This window comes from Undibacterium sp. Ji50W, from assembly GCF_049340445.1.
GTDB lineage: Bacteria > Pseudomonadota > Gammaproteobacteria > Burkholderiales > Burkholderiaceae_D > Undibacterium.
Genome location: NZ_JBMPOX010000019.1, coordinates 67,384 through 85,087, shown reverse-complemented (window position 1 = coordinate 85,087; position 17,704 = coordinate 67,384). Strand labels below are relative to the sequence as shown.

Genomic DNA, 17,704 nt, shown 5'->3' with positions numbered 1-17,704 from the left:
TAGGCTTCTTTTGACTGCTATGCGTAAAACTTGGTGAACACTTTTAACGAACATTGTCACCTAGTAATTTTTCGAATTTATCTACAGGCAAAGGTTGACTGAAATAAAAGCCCTGCATTTCGTGGCAACCAGAGTCAGCCAGGAAGAACATCTGGTCTGCTTTTTCCACACCTTCCGCTGTGACACTCATGCCCAGCGCATTCGCCATGGCGATAATGGCATGGGTAAGGATGACGGAATCCTGGTTGTGCGGGATTTCACGAATGAAGGAGCGGTCTATCTTCAGGTTATCGATAGGGAAACGTTGCAAATAGGATAAAGAAGAAAAACCTGTGCCGAAATCGTCCAGCGAAATACTGATGCCCAGCTTTTTGATGGCATCAAAGACCGGTAGCAACAGGTCGACATCCCCCATCAGTAAACCTTCAGTAATTTCCAGTTGCAGGGCGGTAGCCGGCAAGCCGACTTCCTGCAACACCTGCTCTATGTATTTGGGCAGGCCAGGGTCCTGGAATTGCTTGGGTGAGATATTCACGCTGATGACCAGATCGGGCAAATACTGCTGCCGCCATAACTGGGTTTGCAGGCAGGCCTGGCGCAATATCCAGCGACCCAGTGGCAGGATCAAGCCGATTTCTTCCGAGATGGGGATAAATTCATTCGGTGGAACCAGGCCCATCCCCGGCATTTGCCAGCGTATCAGGGCTTCCGCACCGACTATGCGTGACGTACTGAGGGAAATCTTGGGCTGGTAATACACCAGGAATTCATTTTCTGTCAGCGCACGGCGCAGATTGGTTTCCAGGGCATAGCGGTGCTGCGCACGGACATTCAGTTCGGTGGTAAAGAACTGGTAGTTGTTACGTCCGGAGTCTTTCGCATGGTACATGGCCGAATCGGCACAGCGCATCAGCGTCGGACCATCTTCGCCGTCATGCGGATAGACGGCGATGCCGATCGAGGTACCCAGATGGTATTCATTGCCTTCAATGACGAAAGGATCACGCATGCGGGCCAGTACGCGTTCGGCCAGGTCCTTGAGTTGCGAGGCATCTTCAAAGGCTTCTGCCACGATGACGAATTCATCACCGCCAAGACGGGCCAGCATATCCGTGCTGCGTATGCATGAACCCAGGCGTGACGACACGTCGCGCAACAGGGTATCGCCGGCCGCATGGCCGGCGGTGTCGTTGACGTTCTTGAAGCGGTCCAGGTCCAGGAACAGCAGGGCCAGCCGGTGTTGCGTGCGCTTGGCTGTCGACAGAGCCTTGACCAGGCGCTGGTTCAACTGGTGCCGGTTTGGCAAACCTGTCAGGGCGTCAAAGGACGCCATGAAATTCAATTGCTTTTGTGTTTCGCGGACTTCGGTGGTGTCGGTAAACGAAATCAGCACAGCCGACACTGAGGCGCTGCTTTTCTTGTTGATCGGCAGTACATTGACCAATAACCAGACGACCGATCCATCGCGCAATTCCACCCCCATGGACAGGTTCAGAATAGGGGTCCTGCTACGGAATACCTGGGACGCCGGGTCATCACCCATGCGTATCGACTGGCCTTCGTCACCCAGGATATTCTTGAAATAACGATGGCGCCGGCCTACGGTGCTGATGTCGTCTATCTTCAGGATGCGCTGGGCGCTAGGATTGCAGGTCAGGATATGGCCGGTCGGGCCTATCACCATGATGCCTTCACTGAGATTGGTGACCACGGAGCGATAGCGTTCTTCGCTTTCCTCCAGGCTTTGTTCCATATTCTTTTTATCGATGGCCAGACCGATGAGGTCGCAGGCATCCATGATCATGGCGCGCTCGTCGTCATTCGGGCTATGCACCGTCTTGTGATAGACATCGATGGTACCGAGCAGGCTGTTGAACGCGGTGGTGATCGGCAGCGACCAGCAAGAGCGCAAGCCGTGGCGCAGTGCTGGTTCTCGCAGGTTTTTCCACAAGGGGCTGACGGCGATGTCCTGGACGATGGTGGTACGCTGATAAAAAATCGCCGCCGAGGCTGAACCTGAACTGGTATTGACTGGCAGGTAATTCAACAAAGCGGTATAGCCGTCCGGCAGTGAGGGGCCAGCCCCCAATGTCAATTGCTGGCTGCTGCTGTCAAACAGGGTGATCGCACACAGGGCACCGTTGTCGATCAGCCTTTCCATGCGGTCACAGACATCTTCCAGAATATCGGCCAGTGGTTTGTCGAGAGCGATCATCTCGAGAATTTCTTTCTCGTGATGCAGGGCTTCATGCACGCGGCTGGATTTAGGGCGCATCTGATCCGTCACCGGCAAGTTGGTGACTGAGTTGCCGTGACGGGTATTGATTTCACGCGCAGTCAGCAGGATGGCGGTCTGCTTGTTGAAGCTGAACTGGGTACCGCGTACTTCTATGTCCAGTAACTGCCCATCCAGCCGTATGCATTGGCAGACATGCTTGCTTTGCGCGCCTTCTTTCCGCAGTTTTTGCAATATGGTCCTGGCACCTTCATGGTGCTGGCCATGCAGGAAGGCTTCCGGTTTTAAACCTATCAATTGCTGCTGGTCTGCTGCACGCATCAGTTCTGTACCGGCGGGATTGGCGTACACCAGATTATCGTCTATCAAGACATACATCGCATCCGGATTATTTTCCAGCAATGCCATATGCCAGTCATCGCTGACGATATGCTCGCGCATGCTACTAGTGGAAAACGGTATCGGTGATATCACGATAATCTTAGTAAGTAATAAGTCTGACTACTTTACATCAAGCAACAGTCTAGGACAATGATGGCAATTAGCTAGCATATTAAAAATATATCAAATAAGACGTTTTGATGCTTTTAAGATCGTAAACAGGTTCTAAGTTGGTGCTCAATTCAGGTCGAATCGCGCAAATAAGAAAAGAACGTCACCATTGCCCTTGTTTTTGGAAAAACGCGGCACGTAAGTCGCCATCAGCTTGCTGCTGCGGGTGCCTATGGATGCCACCGGCAGGATCGCAGGGAAGGGGAAGCCGCCAAAGTAATCGGTACGGCTGATCAGCACACCGGTCGCACCACCGCCGATCTCGACTTTCTCACCCAGTGGTTTCATCCATTGATAAGTATAGCCCGCCATCAGTTGGGGGCGGAAATGGGAATCTGAAATGGCCATGCCGTACAGGAATTCTTCGTTGTCATCTTTGTCGCGCATGGCCTTGGAAAAGCCCATGCCCCAGGTGCGCTCATTCAATTCGGCGATTCTGGCGGCGGTATAGGTGTTACGGCCATGGTGGGTGTAACCGGCCACCATCAGTTGCAGGTCGCCTTCCTCCAGGATTTTGTTGACCTTGGCTTTGGAGCTATCCCACCAGCCCATGTCATCCTGGCTGCTGGTTTGTGCCTGCGACGACAGGCAGGCCAAGAGACTGGAAACGCAAAGCGCGGCGCGCAGAGAAAAATTGTTGAACTTCAGCATAAATAGATATTGAAATGGTAATAAATAAAAATACGCACCAGCTAGGCAAAACAATGGCCGGTAGCTGACTTATTGGCGCGCATTGCGACGATTGTCCGGGCCCTGGCCAGAGCTGAAATTGCTGCGCCAGGGGTTGATATCCAGTCCGCCGCGTCGCGTATAGCGCGCATAGACAGACAGCTTCTGTGGTTTGCATTGGCGCAGGATGTCGACAAAGATGCGTTCTACACACTGCTCGTGGAATTCGTTGTGGTCGCGAAAGCCTATCAGGTATTGCAATAGTTTTTCCTGATTGATTTGTGAACCGACATAATGGATTTGTATGCTACCCCAATCCGGCTGGCCGGTGACCAGGCAGTTGGATTTCAGCAGATGGGAAATCAGGGTTTCTTCTACCGGCGCTTCGTCAAAATTGGCTGTCAGCAGTGCCGGGTTCGGGGTATAGCTATCGACTTCTATATCCAGCCTGTCCAGCAACTGCCCCTGCATTTCATGCATGGCCAGTTTTTCGAACTGATCCGGGGTCGTCAGCCTGACTTGTACTGCTGCGCCAAAGCCGGCGGACAAATCGGCCTGCAACAGGCTGACCAGTGCGTCGCTACCTGCCAGGCGAGTCTGGTTGAAAGAATTCAGGTACAGCTTGAACGACTTGGACTCGATGATGTTGGGTGAATCAGCCGGCACCGTGACGGCCGCAATGGCCACCTGTGGTTTGCCGCGCAGGTTCAGCCATGACACTTCATAGGCATTCCAGATATCCACACCAAAAAACGGCAGACTGCCGGTCAGCCCGATTTCTTCTCTTTTTCCGCTGCGGGAAATCGGGAAGAGCAGGCTGGCATCATACTCGGACTTGTAAGTCGCGGGCTTGCCCAGCGAAGAATGTTCGGGCGTGTTTGGTACGGAATCTGTCATATTGTCTTGCTCGTTGTTGCTAGTGCTTATTCAGGCTAATTCAGGCTGGCTCAGATCAACTCAGACCACATCAGCCCAAAAATAATTGATAAACGGGATTCTTGCTTTCATCCCAGTAACGGTAACCTAATGTTGCCAAAAATTCACGGAAAGCTTTCATTTCCTTCTTTGGAACTTGTAAACCGACTAAAGTTCTGCCGTAATCGGCACCGTGGTTACGATAGTGGAACAAACTGATGTTCCAGTTCGGTGCCATGCTGTTCAAAAAGCGCATCAGGGCACCCGGACGTTCAGGGAATTCAAAGCGGTACAGCAATTCATCTTTCGCCAGGCTGCTCTTACCGCCTACCAGGTGACGAATATGCAGTTTTGCCAATTCATCATGGGTCAGGTCCAGTGCAGGGAAGTCGTGCTTGGCAAAATTCTTGGCAATTTTGCCAGATTCCAGCTTGTCGTGTACTTGTATGCCGACAAAAATATGGGCGGCTTTTTCATCGCTGATGCGGTAATTGAATTCCGTCACATTGCGTGCACCCACCAGTTCACAGAAACGGCGGAAGCTGCCGCGTTCTTCCGGGATGGTAACGGCAAACACGGCTTCGCGTGCTTCACCGACTTCGGCACGTTCGGCGACAAAGCGCAGACGGTCAAAATTCATGTTGGCACCGCAGGCGATGGTGATCATGGCTTCGTTCTTCAGCGGCTTCTTGTCAGCCTTGGCGCGTTCTATATATGCTTTGCAACCAGCCACGGCCAGCGCACCAGCGGGTTCCAGTATGCTGCGGGTATCCTGGAACACGTCCTTGATGGCAGCGCAGACGGCATCTGTATCGACCGTAATCACTTCATCCACATACATTTTTGCCAGGCGGAAGGTTTCTTCACCCACCAGCTTGACGGCTGTGCCGTCAGAAAACAGGCCCACATCGGCCAGTGTGACGCGCTTGCCGGCTTTCAGGCTGCGTGCCATGGCATCAGAATCCGTGGTCTGCACGCCGATGATCTTGATGTCGGGGCGCACCGCCTTGACATACGCTGCCACACCGGCGATCAGGCCACCGCCGCCGATGGCAACGAAAATCGCGTGAATGGGTTCGGAATGCTGGCGCAAAATCTCCATGCCCACCGTGCCCTGGCCGGCAATCACATCCGGATCATCAAAAGGGTGAACGAAGGTCAGTTTGCGTTTTTTCTCCAGTTCCAGCGCATGGCCGTAGGCATCTGTATAAGAATCACCGAACAGGACGATTTCAACCAGGTCACCACCATGGGTGCGTACGGCGTCGATTTTTACGGGGGGTGTCGTGGTCGGCATGACGATGACCGCCTTGCATCCTTTTTTGCTGGCGCTCAGGGCCACGCCCTGCGCATGGTTGCCGGCCGAGGCACAGATGACACCACGCTTCAATTGTGCCGGGGTAAGATGGGCAATCTTGTTATAAGCACCACGCAACTTGAAGCTGAACACGCTCTGCATGTCTTCGCGCTTGAAGTAAATTCGGTTATCCATGCGTGCCGACAGACTGGATGCGAGTTCCAGCGGGGTTTCAAATGCGACGTCATAGACGCGCGCTGTCAGGATCTTTTTCAGATAATCGGTGCTCATGGATGTCTTATTTATGGTTAAAAATGACTGAACTAAGTCTAATTTACTGCTTATGTAATTGAAATTACCGGCGCCATTATAATGGATGCCTTTTACAGACATAGCAAAACGCAATGATAGAAGCAGGCATACACTGGTTATTGAGCGTTCTGGCCCAGCCTGAAATTGGTCTGACTTCGGTTTTCCTGATCAGTTTTATCTCGGCGACTTTACTGCCCCTGGGGTCGGAACCGGCGGTTTTTGCCGTCATCAAAGCCAATCCAGATATTTTCTGGCTGGTGATCGTGGTGGCATCCGTGGGTAATACTCTGGGGGGCATGGTTGACTATGGCATGGGCTTTGCCGCCAAGCAGGCCTTTGACAAGGAAAGAGAAAGCTACTGGTACCGCTGGTTACAGCATTTTGGCCCAAAAACCATGCTACTGGCCTGGCTGCCCGGCATTGGTGACCCCATCTGCACCCTGGCAGGCTGGCTGAAAATGCCCTTCTGGTCCAGTGTCATGTATATGGCGATAGGCAAGTGCCTACGTTACATACTCATTACCTGGCTATTGCTGAAACTACCTGACGGTTTCTGGCGCAGCATTGCCAATTACATAGTTTGATTGGTGTAGCAGGCATATGGGACGGGGTAAATATTACACGTGGTGGCGACGTACGGGCGAAAAACTGGAAGCCGCGTTCTATCAGGAAAACTGGGCTGCACGCATCGCCTATGCCCTGAAGTTGCAGGGCGCTTTACATGTGGACAGACGTGATTTTTACCTGCCCGTGGCACAGGGTTTCACATGTAAACTGGCTTTTATTTCAGATTTGCATGCAGGCCCGTTGACTGACGTGCGTTTGCTGGAACAGGCATTTGCCGCCATTGCAGCTTTTGAACCGGATGTCATCCTGTTCGGTGGCGACTATGTATCCCTGCATGCCAGGCATATGCGGCATTTGCTTGGGCCGCTGAGCTTGCTTAATCCGTCTACCCCCAAGTTTGCCGTCATGGGCAATCATGATCTGTGGCTGGATGACGCGCATATCGCCAATTGTCTGCAGGATGTTGGTATTGAGGTCTTAGTCAATCAAAACAGGCGTTTACCTGCCCCTTTTGCAGATGTTTCCATTTGTGGCATGGATGAACCTGGGGTTGGCGTGCCGGATGCAGGGCAGACTTTTACCGGGGCAGAGGCTGTGCGCCTGTTGCTCATGCATTCACCTCTGGGTCTCAAGCATATGGGTCAACATGATTTTGCCATCGCCTTTTGTGGCCATACCCATGGCGGACAGATTGCCACGCCCGCTGGCAAACCACTGATCTTGCCGCCAGGCTCGGGCGAACGCCACTTTGCCCAGGGTTTGTTTGCCTTGCCCGGGCAGCGCCTGTTGCTTACGAGCCGTGGCATAGGCATGAGTGATTTGCCAGTGCGTTTGTTTGCCCCTTCAGAAGTGCATTTATGCCATTTGTATTCCACTCATGACCGTTTGGCACGGTAATACGTACATCAACGTACATCAAATCTTGCAATCAATGACCGGTCTTGTACGGAATAGTTTTTTTCAAAATAATTCTGCCGTTTTACAGGCTTGTCATAATCCTTGACTATCATTCTTGCCTGACATCAAAAATGTGCTTTTTTTAGCGTACTTGAAAATAGTCAAGACACTTGCCCTTGGCATGTGCATTACGAGGAAATCAAAATGCAAGATAGCAAATCAGCAAACCAGCCTGCACGTCGCGGATTTTTGCATGGTCTGGTGGCCACAGCAGCAACTGCCACCCTGGCCGCGCCAGCACTGGCAAAGCCAGCCGCAACAGCCGCCTCTGTATATCTGGATGCCGCAAAATGGTCGCCACGCAACCGTGAACTACTGGCGTCGCTGATTGCCCGTCATGGCAGCGCCAGCAAGAGCTATTCGGCCAAGCGCAAGCCTTATGCTGTTTTTGACTGGGATAACACCAGCATCATGAATGACTGCGAAGAAGCGTTGCTGATGTACCAGATCAACCACCTGGCGTTCAAACTGACACCTGCAGAATTTTCTGCCATCATTCGTCAAAATGTACCTGCAGGTAATTTCACTGCTGACTACAAAAATGCCGCAGGCAAGCAACTGGACCTGGAAAGCATCTGTACCGATCTCGACAGCGATTACGCTTACCTGCACGGCAATTACAAAGGCATGGCCGGTAGCCGCAGCCTGGAAGAAATCTCTGAAACTGCACAGTTCCAGGATTTTCGCGCCAAACTCTATCTCCTGTATGAAGCTGTCAATGACACGCATGGTGTGAATGTTGGTTACCCATGGGTGATCTACTTTTTCGCCAACATGACAGTCACCGAAGTCAGCGCACTGGCAGAAGCGTCCAATGATGCCAACCTGGGCATGAGTCTGACCAAGACCAAATACAGCAGCCCGGCATCCCTGTCTGGCGTCGCCGGTGTCGTCACGACCGCACACTTCCACGGCATACGCCTGTGTACAGAAGTGGCGACACTGATGGACAGTTTCCGTCAAAACGGTTTCGACGTGTATGTCAGCACCGCTTCGCTGGAAGACGTGGTCGCTGTCTTTGCCACCAATCCTAAATATGGCTACCATGTCAAACGTGAAAACGTGCTGGGCTTACGCCTGGAACAAAACGGCGATGTCTACAAAAATGCTTACCGCAAAGACTGGCCTTTGAACTGGGGGCCCGGAAAATCTGTTGTCATCAAGCGTGAACTGGTCGCCCAAAAAGGCTATGGCCCGGTATTCGTTGCTGGCGACAGCGATGGTGATTACGACATGCTGCGCGATTTCACAGAAACAGAAATCGGCCTGGTCGTGAACCGCCTGAAAAAAGGCAAGATTGGTGAATTGTCCAAGGCTGCTGCTGACGCAGTCAAAGAAGCACATCCGCGCTTTTTGCTACAAGGCCGCCAGGAATCGACGGGTAACTGGTTGCCGATGGAAACTACGCTGAAATACGGCAAGACTGCGCCTGCATTGCTGGGTTGATTGGATTGATGGCGCTAATTGTTGATTCATACCGCAGGGGGCCATCGTGCTTTCTGCGCAGTGCACCGGGTTCTGATGCCAGGATGAACGTGAATAAAAAACGATCAGAGCCCATTTGCAGGCAGGTGTAAAATACGACTACTGATGTAGAGCAAATTTGCCCACTGCTTTTTTGCATGGTCTTAATTGTGATGAATTTGCAAAGATAGCCGTTTTTGCGTCATTTATGACAGCTTTTGCCAAATTCCATTTGGAAAATTGCCAGAGCTACCATGCATTACCGTATAAACTTCAAGGCTGTTGGAGCGTGGTGCATCGCAATAAGTTAGAATGGATGTTTAAAAATCCGTCCAACCACGCCACTGATGAACGCTCCAGCCCAAATCCAGGCCCTGCTTGCTGACACGCCCCAAGGTGCCACTCCTACCCGCGTGCGGGAAATTCCTTATAACTACACCTCGTTTTCTGACCGCGAAATCGTCATCCGCCTGTTGGGTGAAGATGCATGGCGCTTGCTCGATCAATTGCGCGGCAAACGTCAGACCGGGCGATCTGCGCGCATGCTGTATGAAGTGCTGGGGGATATCTGGGTAGTACGCCGTAACCCTTATCTGCAAGACGATATGCTGGATAACCCCAAGCGTCGGCAGGATTTGATTGATGCCTTGAATCACCGGCTGGCCGAGGTGGAAAAACGCCGCCTGAGCACAGCCACTGATGACGATACCGAACGCAGTAATAGCGTAGAGACGCTGGTGCAGGGCGCACGCAAGGCGGTTGCTGCATTTTCCAAGGAATTTCGTGATACCTATGATTTGCGCAAGAAAGCCAGCAAGTTGCTGGCGCGTTTTACCGCAAAAGACAATATCAAGTTCGATGGCCTGAGCCGGGTATCACATGTCACCGACGCGACTGACTGGCGTGTCGAGTATCCCTTCGTGGTTCTGACGCCAGATACCGAAGATGAAATGGCTGGGCTGGTCAAAAGTTGCATCGAGCTGGGCCTGACCATCATCCCGCGTGGCGGTGGCACGGGTTACACCGGCGGTGCGATACCGCTGACGCCTCTGTCGGCTGTCATCAATACCGAAAAGCTGGAACAACTCGGTGCCGTGGAAATGACACGCCTGCCAGGTGTTGACCGCGATTATGCGGTTATCTATTCTGGTGCCGGTGTGGTGACCAAACGTGTGTCGGATGCAGCTGAAAAAGCCGGCTTTGTATTTGCCGTTGATCCCACTTCTGCCGAAGCTTCCTGCATAGGCGGCAACGTCGCCATGAATGCCGGTGGCAAGAAAGCTGTATTGTGGGGCACGGCGCTGGATAACCTGGCTTCGTGGCGCATGGTTGACCCGAATGGTGATTGGCTGGAAGTCACCCGTCTTGAGCATAACCTCGGCAAAATCCATGATGTGGAAATGGCCAAGTTCAAGCTGGAATGGACACATCCGGGCGAGAAACAGCCGTTCAAGACGGAGCAACTGGATATCAAGGGCCGTGTATTCCGTAAAGAAGGTTTGGGCAAGGATGTGACTGACAAATTCCTCGCGGGTTTGCCAGGGGTGCAAAAAGAAGGTTGTGATGGCCTGATCACGTCGGCACGCTGGATCTTGCACAAGATGCCGAAATTTACCCGCACTGTCTGCCTGGAATTTTTTGGCCAGGCACGTGATGCCATACCCAGCATTGTTGAAATCAAGGATTATCTCGACAGTGAAACCAAAAAGGGTGGTGCCATCCTGGCAGGACTGGAACATCTGGATGAGCGTTATCTGCGTGCAGTCGGTTATACGACAAAATCCAAGCGCGGTGTCTTGCCCAAGATGGCTCTGTTTGGTGACATTGTTGGTGATGATGAAAATGCCGTGGCACAAGCTGCGTCTGAAGTCATACGCATTGCCAATACCCGCGTCGGCGAAGGTTTTGTGGCCGTCAGCCCGGAAGCTCGCAAGAAATTCTGGCTGGACCGCGCCAAGACGGCGGCGATTTCCAAACACACCAATGCCTTCAAGATCAATGAAGACGTGGTGATACCGCTTAACCGCATGGGTGAATACACCGATGGTATAGAGCGCATCAATATCGAATTATCGATACAAAACAAGCTGGCCTTGCTGGCTGCTTTGAAGGCTTTCTTCGCCAGGCGCAATCTACCGCTGGGCAAGAGCGAAGATGCGGCTGGGGACGATATCCCCGCATCAGAATTGCTGGAAGACCGTGTCAATCAGGCCGACGTCTTGTTGCAGGAAGCAGAAGCACGCTGGACGTATTTGCTGAATAATCTGGACAAACCACTGAGTGCAGCGAAAGCAGAGTTGCTGACCCTGGGTCTGGATAAACTGGAATTTGTGTTCGATGAAAGACTGAAGAGTCAGCCCGATGCGACGGTGTTTTCCATCGTCCAGGACAGGACAGTCAGGGTATCGTGGAAGACAGAAATCCGCGCGCAATTGCGTCAGATTTTCAATGGTGGTGCCTTCAAGCTGATACTTGATGAATGCGTGGCCCTGCATAAAAAAGTCTTGCGTAGCCGCGTCTTTGTCGCCCTGCACATGCATGCGGGCGATGGCAATGTGCACACCAATTTGCCGGTCAATTCTGACGATTATGAAATGCTGCAGGTGGCGCATCATGCCGTCGCCCGTATCATGGTGCTGGCACGGTCGCTGAATGGCGTCATCTCTGGCGAGCATGGCATAGGCATCACCAAGCTGGAATTCCTGACCGAAGATGAAATCAAGGATTTCCGTTCGTACAAATTACGCATCGACCCTGAAGGCCGCTTCAACAAGGGCAAGCTGTTGAACCTGCCCGAATTTGCTGCCGACCTGCGCAATGCCTACACACCTTCGTTCGGCCTGATGGGGCATGAATCCCTGATCATGCAGCAAAGCGATATTGGTGCGATCGCGAATAGCGTCAAGGATTGCCTGCGTTGTGGCAAATGCAAACCGGTCTGCGCGACCCATGTACCACGCGCCAATTTGCTGTATTCGCCACGTAACAAGATTTTGGCAACCTCGCTGCTGGTTGAAGCCTTTTTGTATGAAGAGCAGACTCGTCGCGGTATCTCGATCAAGCATTGGGAAGAATTCGAGGACGTGGCTGACCATTGTACGGTCTGCCATAAATGTGTGACCCCATGCCCGGTCGACATCGACTTTGGTGATGTGTCGATGAACATGCGCAATCTCTTGCGCAAGATGGACAAGAAATCCTTCAACCCTGGCACGGCGTCAGCCATGTTCTTTTTGAATGCCAAAGACCCCGCCACCATCAAGGCGGCGCGCCAGGTGATTTTTGGCTGGGGTGTGACGGCACAACGCCTGGGCAATACGGTATTCAAAAAGTTCGCCAAAAAGCAAACCAAGGCACCTCCAGCCAGCCTGGGCAAGCCAGCCATACGCGAGCAGGTAATCCATTTCATCAACAAAAAAATGCCAGGCAATCTGCCCAAGAAGACCGCGCGTGCCTTGCTGGACATTGAAGATGACAAGATGGTGCCCATCATCCGCAATCCGCAGACGACGACGGCAGATACCGAAGCCGTGTTCTACTTCCCCGGTTGCGGTTCGGAAAGACTGTTTTCGCAGGTCGGCCTGGCAACTCAGGCGATGCTGTGGAATGTCGGCGTACAAACCGTGCTGCCGCCGGGTTACCTGTGCTGCGGTTATCCGCAACGCAGCGCCGGCCAGTTCGACAAGGCCGAGAAAATGATTACCGATAATCGCGTGCTGTTCCATCGCATGGCGAATACCCTGAATTATCTGGATATCAAAACCGTGGTGGTGTCTTGCGGCACCTGTTATGACCAGATACAGGGCTATGAATTCGACAAGATATTCCCTGGCAGTCGTATCATTGATATTCACGAATATTTGCTGGAAAAAAATGTCAAGCTGGCGGCGGTGAGTGGTACGCGTTATATGTACCACGACCCTTGTCATACGCCGATGAAATTGCAGGACCCCTTAAAAACAGTCAACGCACTGATCACCACAGTCGATGATGTAAAAATCGAAAAGAATGATCGTTGCTGTGGTGAGGCCGGTACTTTGGCGGTGTCACGTCCTGATATCTCTACCCAGATACGCTTCCGTAAAGAAGAAGAGATGAACAAGGGTGCTGATAAACTGCGTGCCGATGGCTTTACCGGTGACGTCAAAATCCTGACATCCTGCCCGGCCTGTCTGCAAGGCTTGACGCGCTATGATGAAGATTCTGATACGACCGCAGACTACATCGTCGTCGAAATGGCCAAGCATATCCTGGGACCAAACTGGATGCCGGAGTATGTCGCCAAAGCCAATAACGGTGGTATAGAAAGGGTGCTGGTGTAATGTCGGTGACTTGTGAATTATGTGATGCCAGCGCTGGCGATATCATCGTCAGCACAGACCAGTTACGCGTCATCCTGGTGGATGATATTAACTACCCTGGCTTTTGCCGTGTCATCTGGAATGCGCATGTAAAAGAAATGACTGATTTGCCTGCGGCAGACAGAAATATTTTCATGCAGGCAGTCTGGAAGGTGGAGGCTGCCCTGCGTGAAGTCATGCAGCCGCACAAGATGAATGTGGCCAGCCTGGGTAATATGGTGCCGCATCTGCACTGGCATCTGATTCCGCGTTACACCGATGACGCACATTTCCCTAATCCCATCTGGGCTGCAGCGCGTAGCGATACGCCGGATCAGTCTGCATTGGATGCGCGCCGCAATTTGTTGCCACAATTAAGGCAAACCATTATTTCCAGTTTCAAATCATGAGCATAGGCAAACCACAGCCGACGGCACTGAATGCACGTACGCTATCGCGTGTGCTTGAAGTGTCTTTTGACGATGGCAAGGAATTTTCTTTGACCTTTGAATTACTGCGTGTGTATTCGCCTTCGGCAGAAGTACGTGGCCATGGGCAAGGGCAAGAAACCCTACAGACTGGCAAGCGGGATGTGGGTGTGGTGGGCATAGAGCCGGTTGGTAATTACGCGATCAAGCCCATCTTTTCTGATCAGCATAGTTCAGGCATTTTCTCCTGGGATTATTTGTATTGGCTGGGGGAGAATCAGGCACAGTTGTGGCAGGATTATCTGGAAAGATTGCAGGCGGCCGGGCATGCCGGGGAAACGGGGCGGGATGCACCTATGCAGGCGAAGGGTGCTGGAAATTGTGGTACGAAGCATTGAGTGTGCGTTGATCTCAGACCTTAAATTTAGGTCAGCGCTGCGATCTTTTGATAAGTCTTACCCATGTTAACGTCATTCCTGCGCAGGTGGGAATCTACCGGGCTGGCTCTCCAGCGGCATTCGTGACATATCGTAAAGCTTTGCGTCGTGGCTAAATTTTGTAGGGTGCGCCATGCGCACCATAGCTTGTAGGTCGGGCCGGGCCTCGCTAGGCTACGCTTCATCAGCCCGACATTCAGTCTTCGATAAACGCATTCAAAAAAACGAATCGAAATTCCGAGTTCGTTTTTTAATTACCCGCGTACGTTATTTAAGATTGCAGGCCGGTGGTAGACCGGCGGCTACATACCTTTTTGCTTCGCCAAAAAGGTATGCCAAAAAGGCGACCCAGGCGTCGCTGCCCCCTAAAGGGGGTTCCCTTTGCTGCAAGTCAAAAAATGGGAAAGTCCGAAAACTCGCCTGCGGCTCAAACATCGGCCTTTCTTTTTCCATTTTCTGCCTTGCAGCAAAGGCATCGACACATGGGAACTGCGGAAAGTCAAAAGCAACCGCCACTTCAAAAGCAACTGCAACCGCAACTTCAAAAGCAACCCCAACTTCAAAACCGACGCTAATATGTGCACTGGTGGGTGACGCGTGTCCAGCTTGTCCGTCTACTCCAAATCCGCCTTATCAAGATAAATCGTTCCCTTCACTCCAGCGCGTTTATCCACCTTACCCTGCAAGACCTGCAAAAACTCAGCATCAGTCGCAGCCTGCAATCCTGTCTTCTTCATCACCACGTCCGACATTGCCGCAGCCGCAGGCACACTGATCGCCAGCACGTGATCAAAGTCAGGTCGACTATCGATCTCCTTCAACAGAAAGCGTTGCTTGCCACTACCTACCTGATGATAGATGGCTTGTTTGTTGTCGCGCATTTGTGGCGAGAGCTGGCGGAAGATCAGGGTCTTTTCTACTTCCACTGGCACGTTCTTGTATTCGACTTTTCCGCCCTGTTCAAAATGGCCGAGTACGATGTTTGCCTTGAATTGTTTCAAAGGCATTTTGCTGCCTGTGGCCAGTCTGGCGATCTCGAATTGCTCCGGTTCCATCGTCCACAAGACCAGCTTTTGTTCCAGCCTTGATTTGATGACGGTATCGAGTTTTTGATCGAGGCAGCGTATCTGCAAGACGACCTGGTAATCATGCGGTGCGTGGAACATTGGCAGGTGCGAGACATACATGCCTTCGCTATTGCCAAACAAGAGCATGCCGTGGACGCCCCAGGTGGGGCCATGTTTGCTTTCTGCGTGGGCACTGAAGATGAAGCAGAAGCTGAGGATGACAAGGGATAATAAACGTTTCATATGCTTACACCTTCACCAGTAATTTGCCACGATGTTCGCCTGTGAACAGTGAATTCAGGGCATTCGGCAATTGTGCAAAACCATCGATGATGGTTTCTTCAAACACCAGTTCGCCGGCCTTGACCCAGGGCGCGACGATGGCCAGCATTTCGTCCATGCGGTGCAGGTAGTCACGTGCCAGTATGCCTTGTATGGTGGCACGCTGATATAGCATGTGATGCAGCAAACGTGGTCCCATTTCTGGAATATCAAGGCCACCGTTGTATTGGCTGATCTGACCGCAGATGATGATGCGGGCGCGGCGTTTGATGATGGGGATGATGGCATCGGTGACCATACCACCGACATTATCAAAATACACATCGACGCCACCGGTGAGGCGTAATATTTCCTTACTCAGTGCTTCGTCATTGGCAAAGGCTTTGTAATCAAGCGCCCAGTCTGCCCCAAGCTTGTCTGTCAGCCATGCACATTTTTCTGCGCCACCGGCGATACCCAATACTTTGGCACCATGGCGCCTGGCGAATTGCACGACCAGTGAGCCAACTGCACCGGCGGCACCGGACACCACAACAACTTCACCTGCGTGTGGTTTGCCAGCTTCGGTCAGGCCAAACCAGGCGGTGCGGCCGGGCATGCCAAGTACGCCCAGGGCGGTACTGACGGGGGCGATAGCCGGGTCGATTTTTGTCAGAGCGCTGACATGTACGCGTGCGTGACTTTGCCAGCCTGTCATGCCAAATACCCAGTCACCTTCCTTGAGGCTGACTGCATTCGATGCCAGTACCTGGCCGACTACGCCAGCAGTCTGTACGGTATTTAAGGGATGCGGATCGGGATTATAGGTAGGTTTGGCAGACTGGTTGATGCGCATATACGGATCGACGCTGATATAGCGGGCGGCGATCAATACTTCATCGCGGTCCAGTGCAGTATCCAGAGGCTGGCTGCGTAATGCATAGTGTCCATCGCTGACGATGCCAGTTGGATGGCGGGTGTATATCCATTGCTGGTGAAGCAGGTTTTCAGGAATAGGCATGATGGAGGCAGAATGGAAGAGAGTAGGCTTATGCTAGACCTGATAAAATGTCCAGTAAAGCAATATATATTCACATTTAATGTCCAAATTGGAAATGTAACTGGTCATGAACCTGACGGACCTGAAAATCTTCGCCTGTGTGGCAAGGCAGCCTTCGCTGGGGGTCGCTGCGCAGGAATTGCATCTGACACCATCCGCAGTGTCCAAGGCCTTGCGCCGACTGGAAGGGGATTTGGATACGGTGTTGTTTGATCGTTCTGCCAAGCAACTCAGCCTGAACACCAGCGGCCAGCGCATGCTGGAATTTGCCCGCAATATGCTGGCGCTGGCGGATCAGGCCAAGGCAGATGTCAGTGGTGAGCAAGCCAGTCTCAGTTGTCGCGTGGCCGGGCCAGCCATCTTGCTGTGGCGTCATGCAGAACAGGTCAGACAGGCTATGGCGGCTTATCCGGAAGCAGAAATACATCTGACCAGCATGTACGAAGATGAGGCCCTGGCTGCCCTGGAGCGAGGCGACGTAAACAATGCGCTGGTAACCAGTGAGGTGTTGCATGGGCGTGGTGGTTATTGGTCGGCAAACTGGGTCAGTACTTCTTTGGGGGCCTTGCATTTGCAATTGCTGGCGGGGCTGCAACATCCACTTGTGACCGGGGCACTTGCCGTGCCAGGTGTGGATGGCAGTGATGCCAGCTTGCTGATAAGTAGCCAGCAAGCATTGGAGTACGATTTTGTCAGTCCTTCTCGCTCATTATTTTGCGGCAAGCAACGTGGTAATTTGTCAGACGGCTGGCGGGATGATCAGTTACCACGCAAAATACGCTACTGGATAGACGATTTGCAATTATTGTTGTCCATGGTGAAGTCGGGGCGGGCGCTCGCCTATCTGCCGGATTTTGCCCTGACAGATGCAGGATTGCGCAGATTGGAAGTCAGTGACTGCAGCTTTCAATGCAGCGAAGAAGTGCACCTGGTATGGGATGCAAAAAATGCAGCGCGATGGCAAACTGAATTAGCCAGTGCTCTGGCCGTGCATGCTGACGTCACCTGATTTTGTCTCTGATGCAGGGAATTAGGCAGGGAACTGAGCCACGAATAGGCTACAATCCGTTACATAGCAAATTTGGCAGGGACGGGGCAAAATTCCCGTACAGTGAGGGTGAAATTTGACGAACCTGCCGTTT

General features: G+C 52.3%; 13 protein-coding genes. 7 read left to right on the top strand and 6 right to left on the bottom strand.

From position 1 onward, the window contains the following. Nucleotides 1-43: 43 nt before the first annotated feature. The 4 genes from ACO0K9_RS21710 to ilvA form a co-directional block, all read right to left on the bottom strand. Nucleotides 44-2,710 carry an EAL domain-containing protein gene (locus ACO0K9_RS21710; RefSeq protein ID WP_422988320.1) on the bottom strand — a complete coding sequence of 889 codons (2,667 nt, stop codon included), beginning with the start codon at nucleotides 2,708-2,710 and terminating at the stop codon, nucleotides 44-46. Nucleotides 2,711-2,854: 144 nt separating this feature from the next. Beyond that, entirely contained in the window at nucleotides 2,855-3,439 is a 585-nt protein-coding gene (locus ACO0K9_RS21705) for a hypothetical protein (protein ID WP_422988318.1), read from the bottom strand. 69 nt (nucleotides 3,440-3,508) lie between these two features. Next, nucleotides 3,509-4,354 (bottom strand): NADPH-dependent 7-cyano-7-deazaguanine reductase QueF, encoded by an 846-nt coding sequence (gene queF, locus ACO0K9_RS21700; RefSeq protein WP_422988316.1) that lies wholly within the window; start codon nucleotides 4,352-4,354, stop codon nucleotides 3,509-3,511. 70 nt (nucleotides 4,355-4,424) lie between these two features. Then, nucleotides 4,425-5,975 carry a threonine ammonia-lyase, biosynthetic gene (gene ilvA / locus ACO0K9_RS21695; protein WP_422988382.1) on the bottom strand — a complete coding sequence of 517 codons (1,551 nt, stop codon included), beginning with the start codon at nucleotides 5,973-5,975 and terminating at the stop codon, nucleotides 4,425-4,427. Nucleotides 5,976-6,073: 98 nt separating this feature from the next. Between ilvA and ACO0K9_RS21690 the strand changes: the two genes are divergently transcribed. The 6 genes from ACO0K9_RS21690 to ACO0K9_RS21665 all read left to right on the top strand — a co-directional run bounded on the left by ACO0K9_RS21690 (nucleotide 6,074) and on the right by ACO0K9_RS21665 (nucleotide 14,135). Beyond that, a complete protein-coding gene (locus ACO0K9_RS21690) occupies nucleotides 6,074-6,565 on the top strand; it encodes a YqaA family protein (protein WP_422988314.1) in 492 nt (163 codons plus the stop codon). Nucleotides 6,566-6,581: 16 nt separating this feature from the next. After that, nucleotides 6,582-7,445 carry a metallophosphoesterase gene (locus tag ACO0K9_RS21685; RefSeq protein ID WP_422988312.1) on the top strand — a complete coding sequence of 288 codons (864 nt, stop codon included), beginning with the start codon at nucleotides 6,582-6,584 and terminating at the stop codon, nucleotides 7,443-7,445. Between the two features lie 204 nt (nucleotides 7,446-7,649). Continuing rightward, nucleotides 7,650-8,951, top strand: a complete 1,302-nt coding sequence (locus ACO0K9_RS21680; protein WP_422988310.1) for an HAD family hydrolase — start codon at nucleotides 7,650-7,652, stop codon at nucleotides 8,949-8,951. A gap of 365 nt (nucleotides 8,952-9,316) precedes the next feature. After that, nucleotides 9,317-13,291 carry a DUF3683 domain-containing protein gene (locus tag ACO0K9_RS21675; protein WP_422988308.1) on the top strand — a complete coding sequence of 1,325 codons (3,975 nt, stop codon included), beginning with the start codon at nucleotides 9,317-9,319 and terminating at the stop codon, nucleotides 13,289-13,291. Continuing rightward, a complete protein-coding gene (locus ACO0K9_RS21670) occupies nucleotides 13,291-13,719 on the top strand; it encodes an HIT family protein (RefSeq protein WP_422988306.1) in 429 nt (142 codons plus the stop codon). Before ACO0K9_RS21675 ends, ACO0K9_RS21670 begins: the two co-directional genes overlap by 1 nt. Further along, the gene (locus ACO0K9_RS21665) at nucleotides 13,716-14,135 is read left to right on the top strand and encodes a gamma-butyrobetaine hydroxylase-like domain-containing protein (protein ID WP_422988304.1); all 420 of its coding nucleotides are present in this window, start codon (nucleotides 13,716-13,718) and stop codon (nucleotides 14,133-14,135) included. Before ACO0K9_RS21670 ends, ACO0K9_RS21665 begins: the two co-directional genes overlap by 4 nt. Before the next feature lie 653 nt (nucleotides 14,136-14,788). Here the strand turns inward: ACO0K9_RS21665 and ACO0K9_RS21660 are convergent. After that, nucleotides 14,789-15,484, bottom strand: a complete 696-nt coding sequence (locus ACO0K9_RS21660; RefSeq protein WP_422988302.1) for a hypothetical protein — start codon at nucleotides 15,482-15,484, stop codon at nucleotides 14,789-14,791. A 4-nt stretch (nucleotides 15,485-15,488) separates the two neighbouring features. After that, the gene (locus ACO0K9_RS21655; protein WP_422988300.1) at nucleotides 15,489-16,523 is read right to left on the bottom strand and encodes an NADP-dependent oxidoreductase; all 1,035 of its coding nucleotides are present in this window, start codon (nucleotides 16,521-16,523) and stop codon (nucleotides 15,489-15,491) included. Nucleotides 16,524-16,629: 106 nt separating this feature from the next. On the opposite strand from ACO0K9_RS21655, the gene ACO0K9_RS21650 reads away from it, so the two are divergent. Then, nucleotides 16,630-17,571 (top strand): LysR family transcriptional regulator, encoded by a 942-nt coding sequence (locus ACO0K9_RS21650; protein WP_422988298.1) that lies wholly within the window; start codon nucleotides 16,630-16,632, stop codon nucleotides 17,569-17,571. The last annotated feature ends 133 nt before the right edge of the window (nucleotides 17,572-17,704 follow it).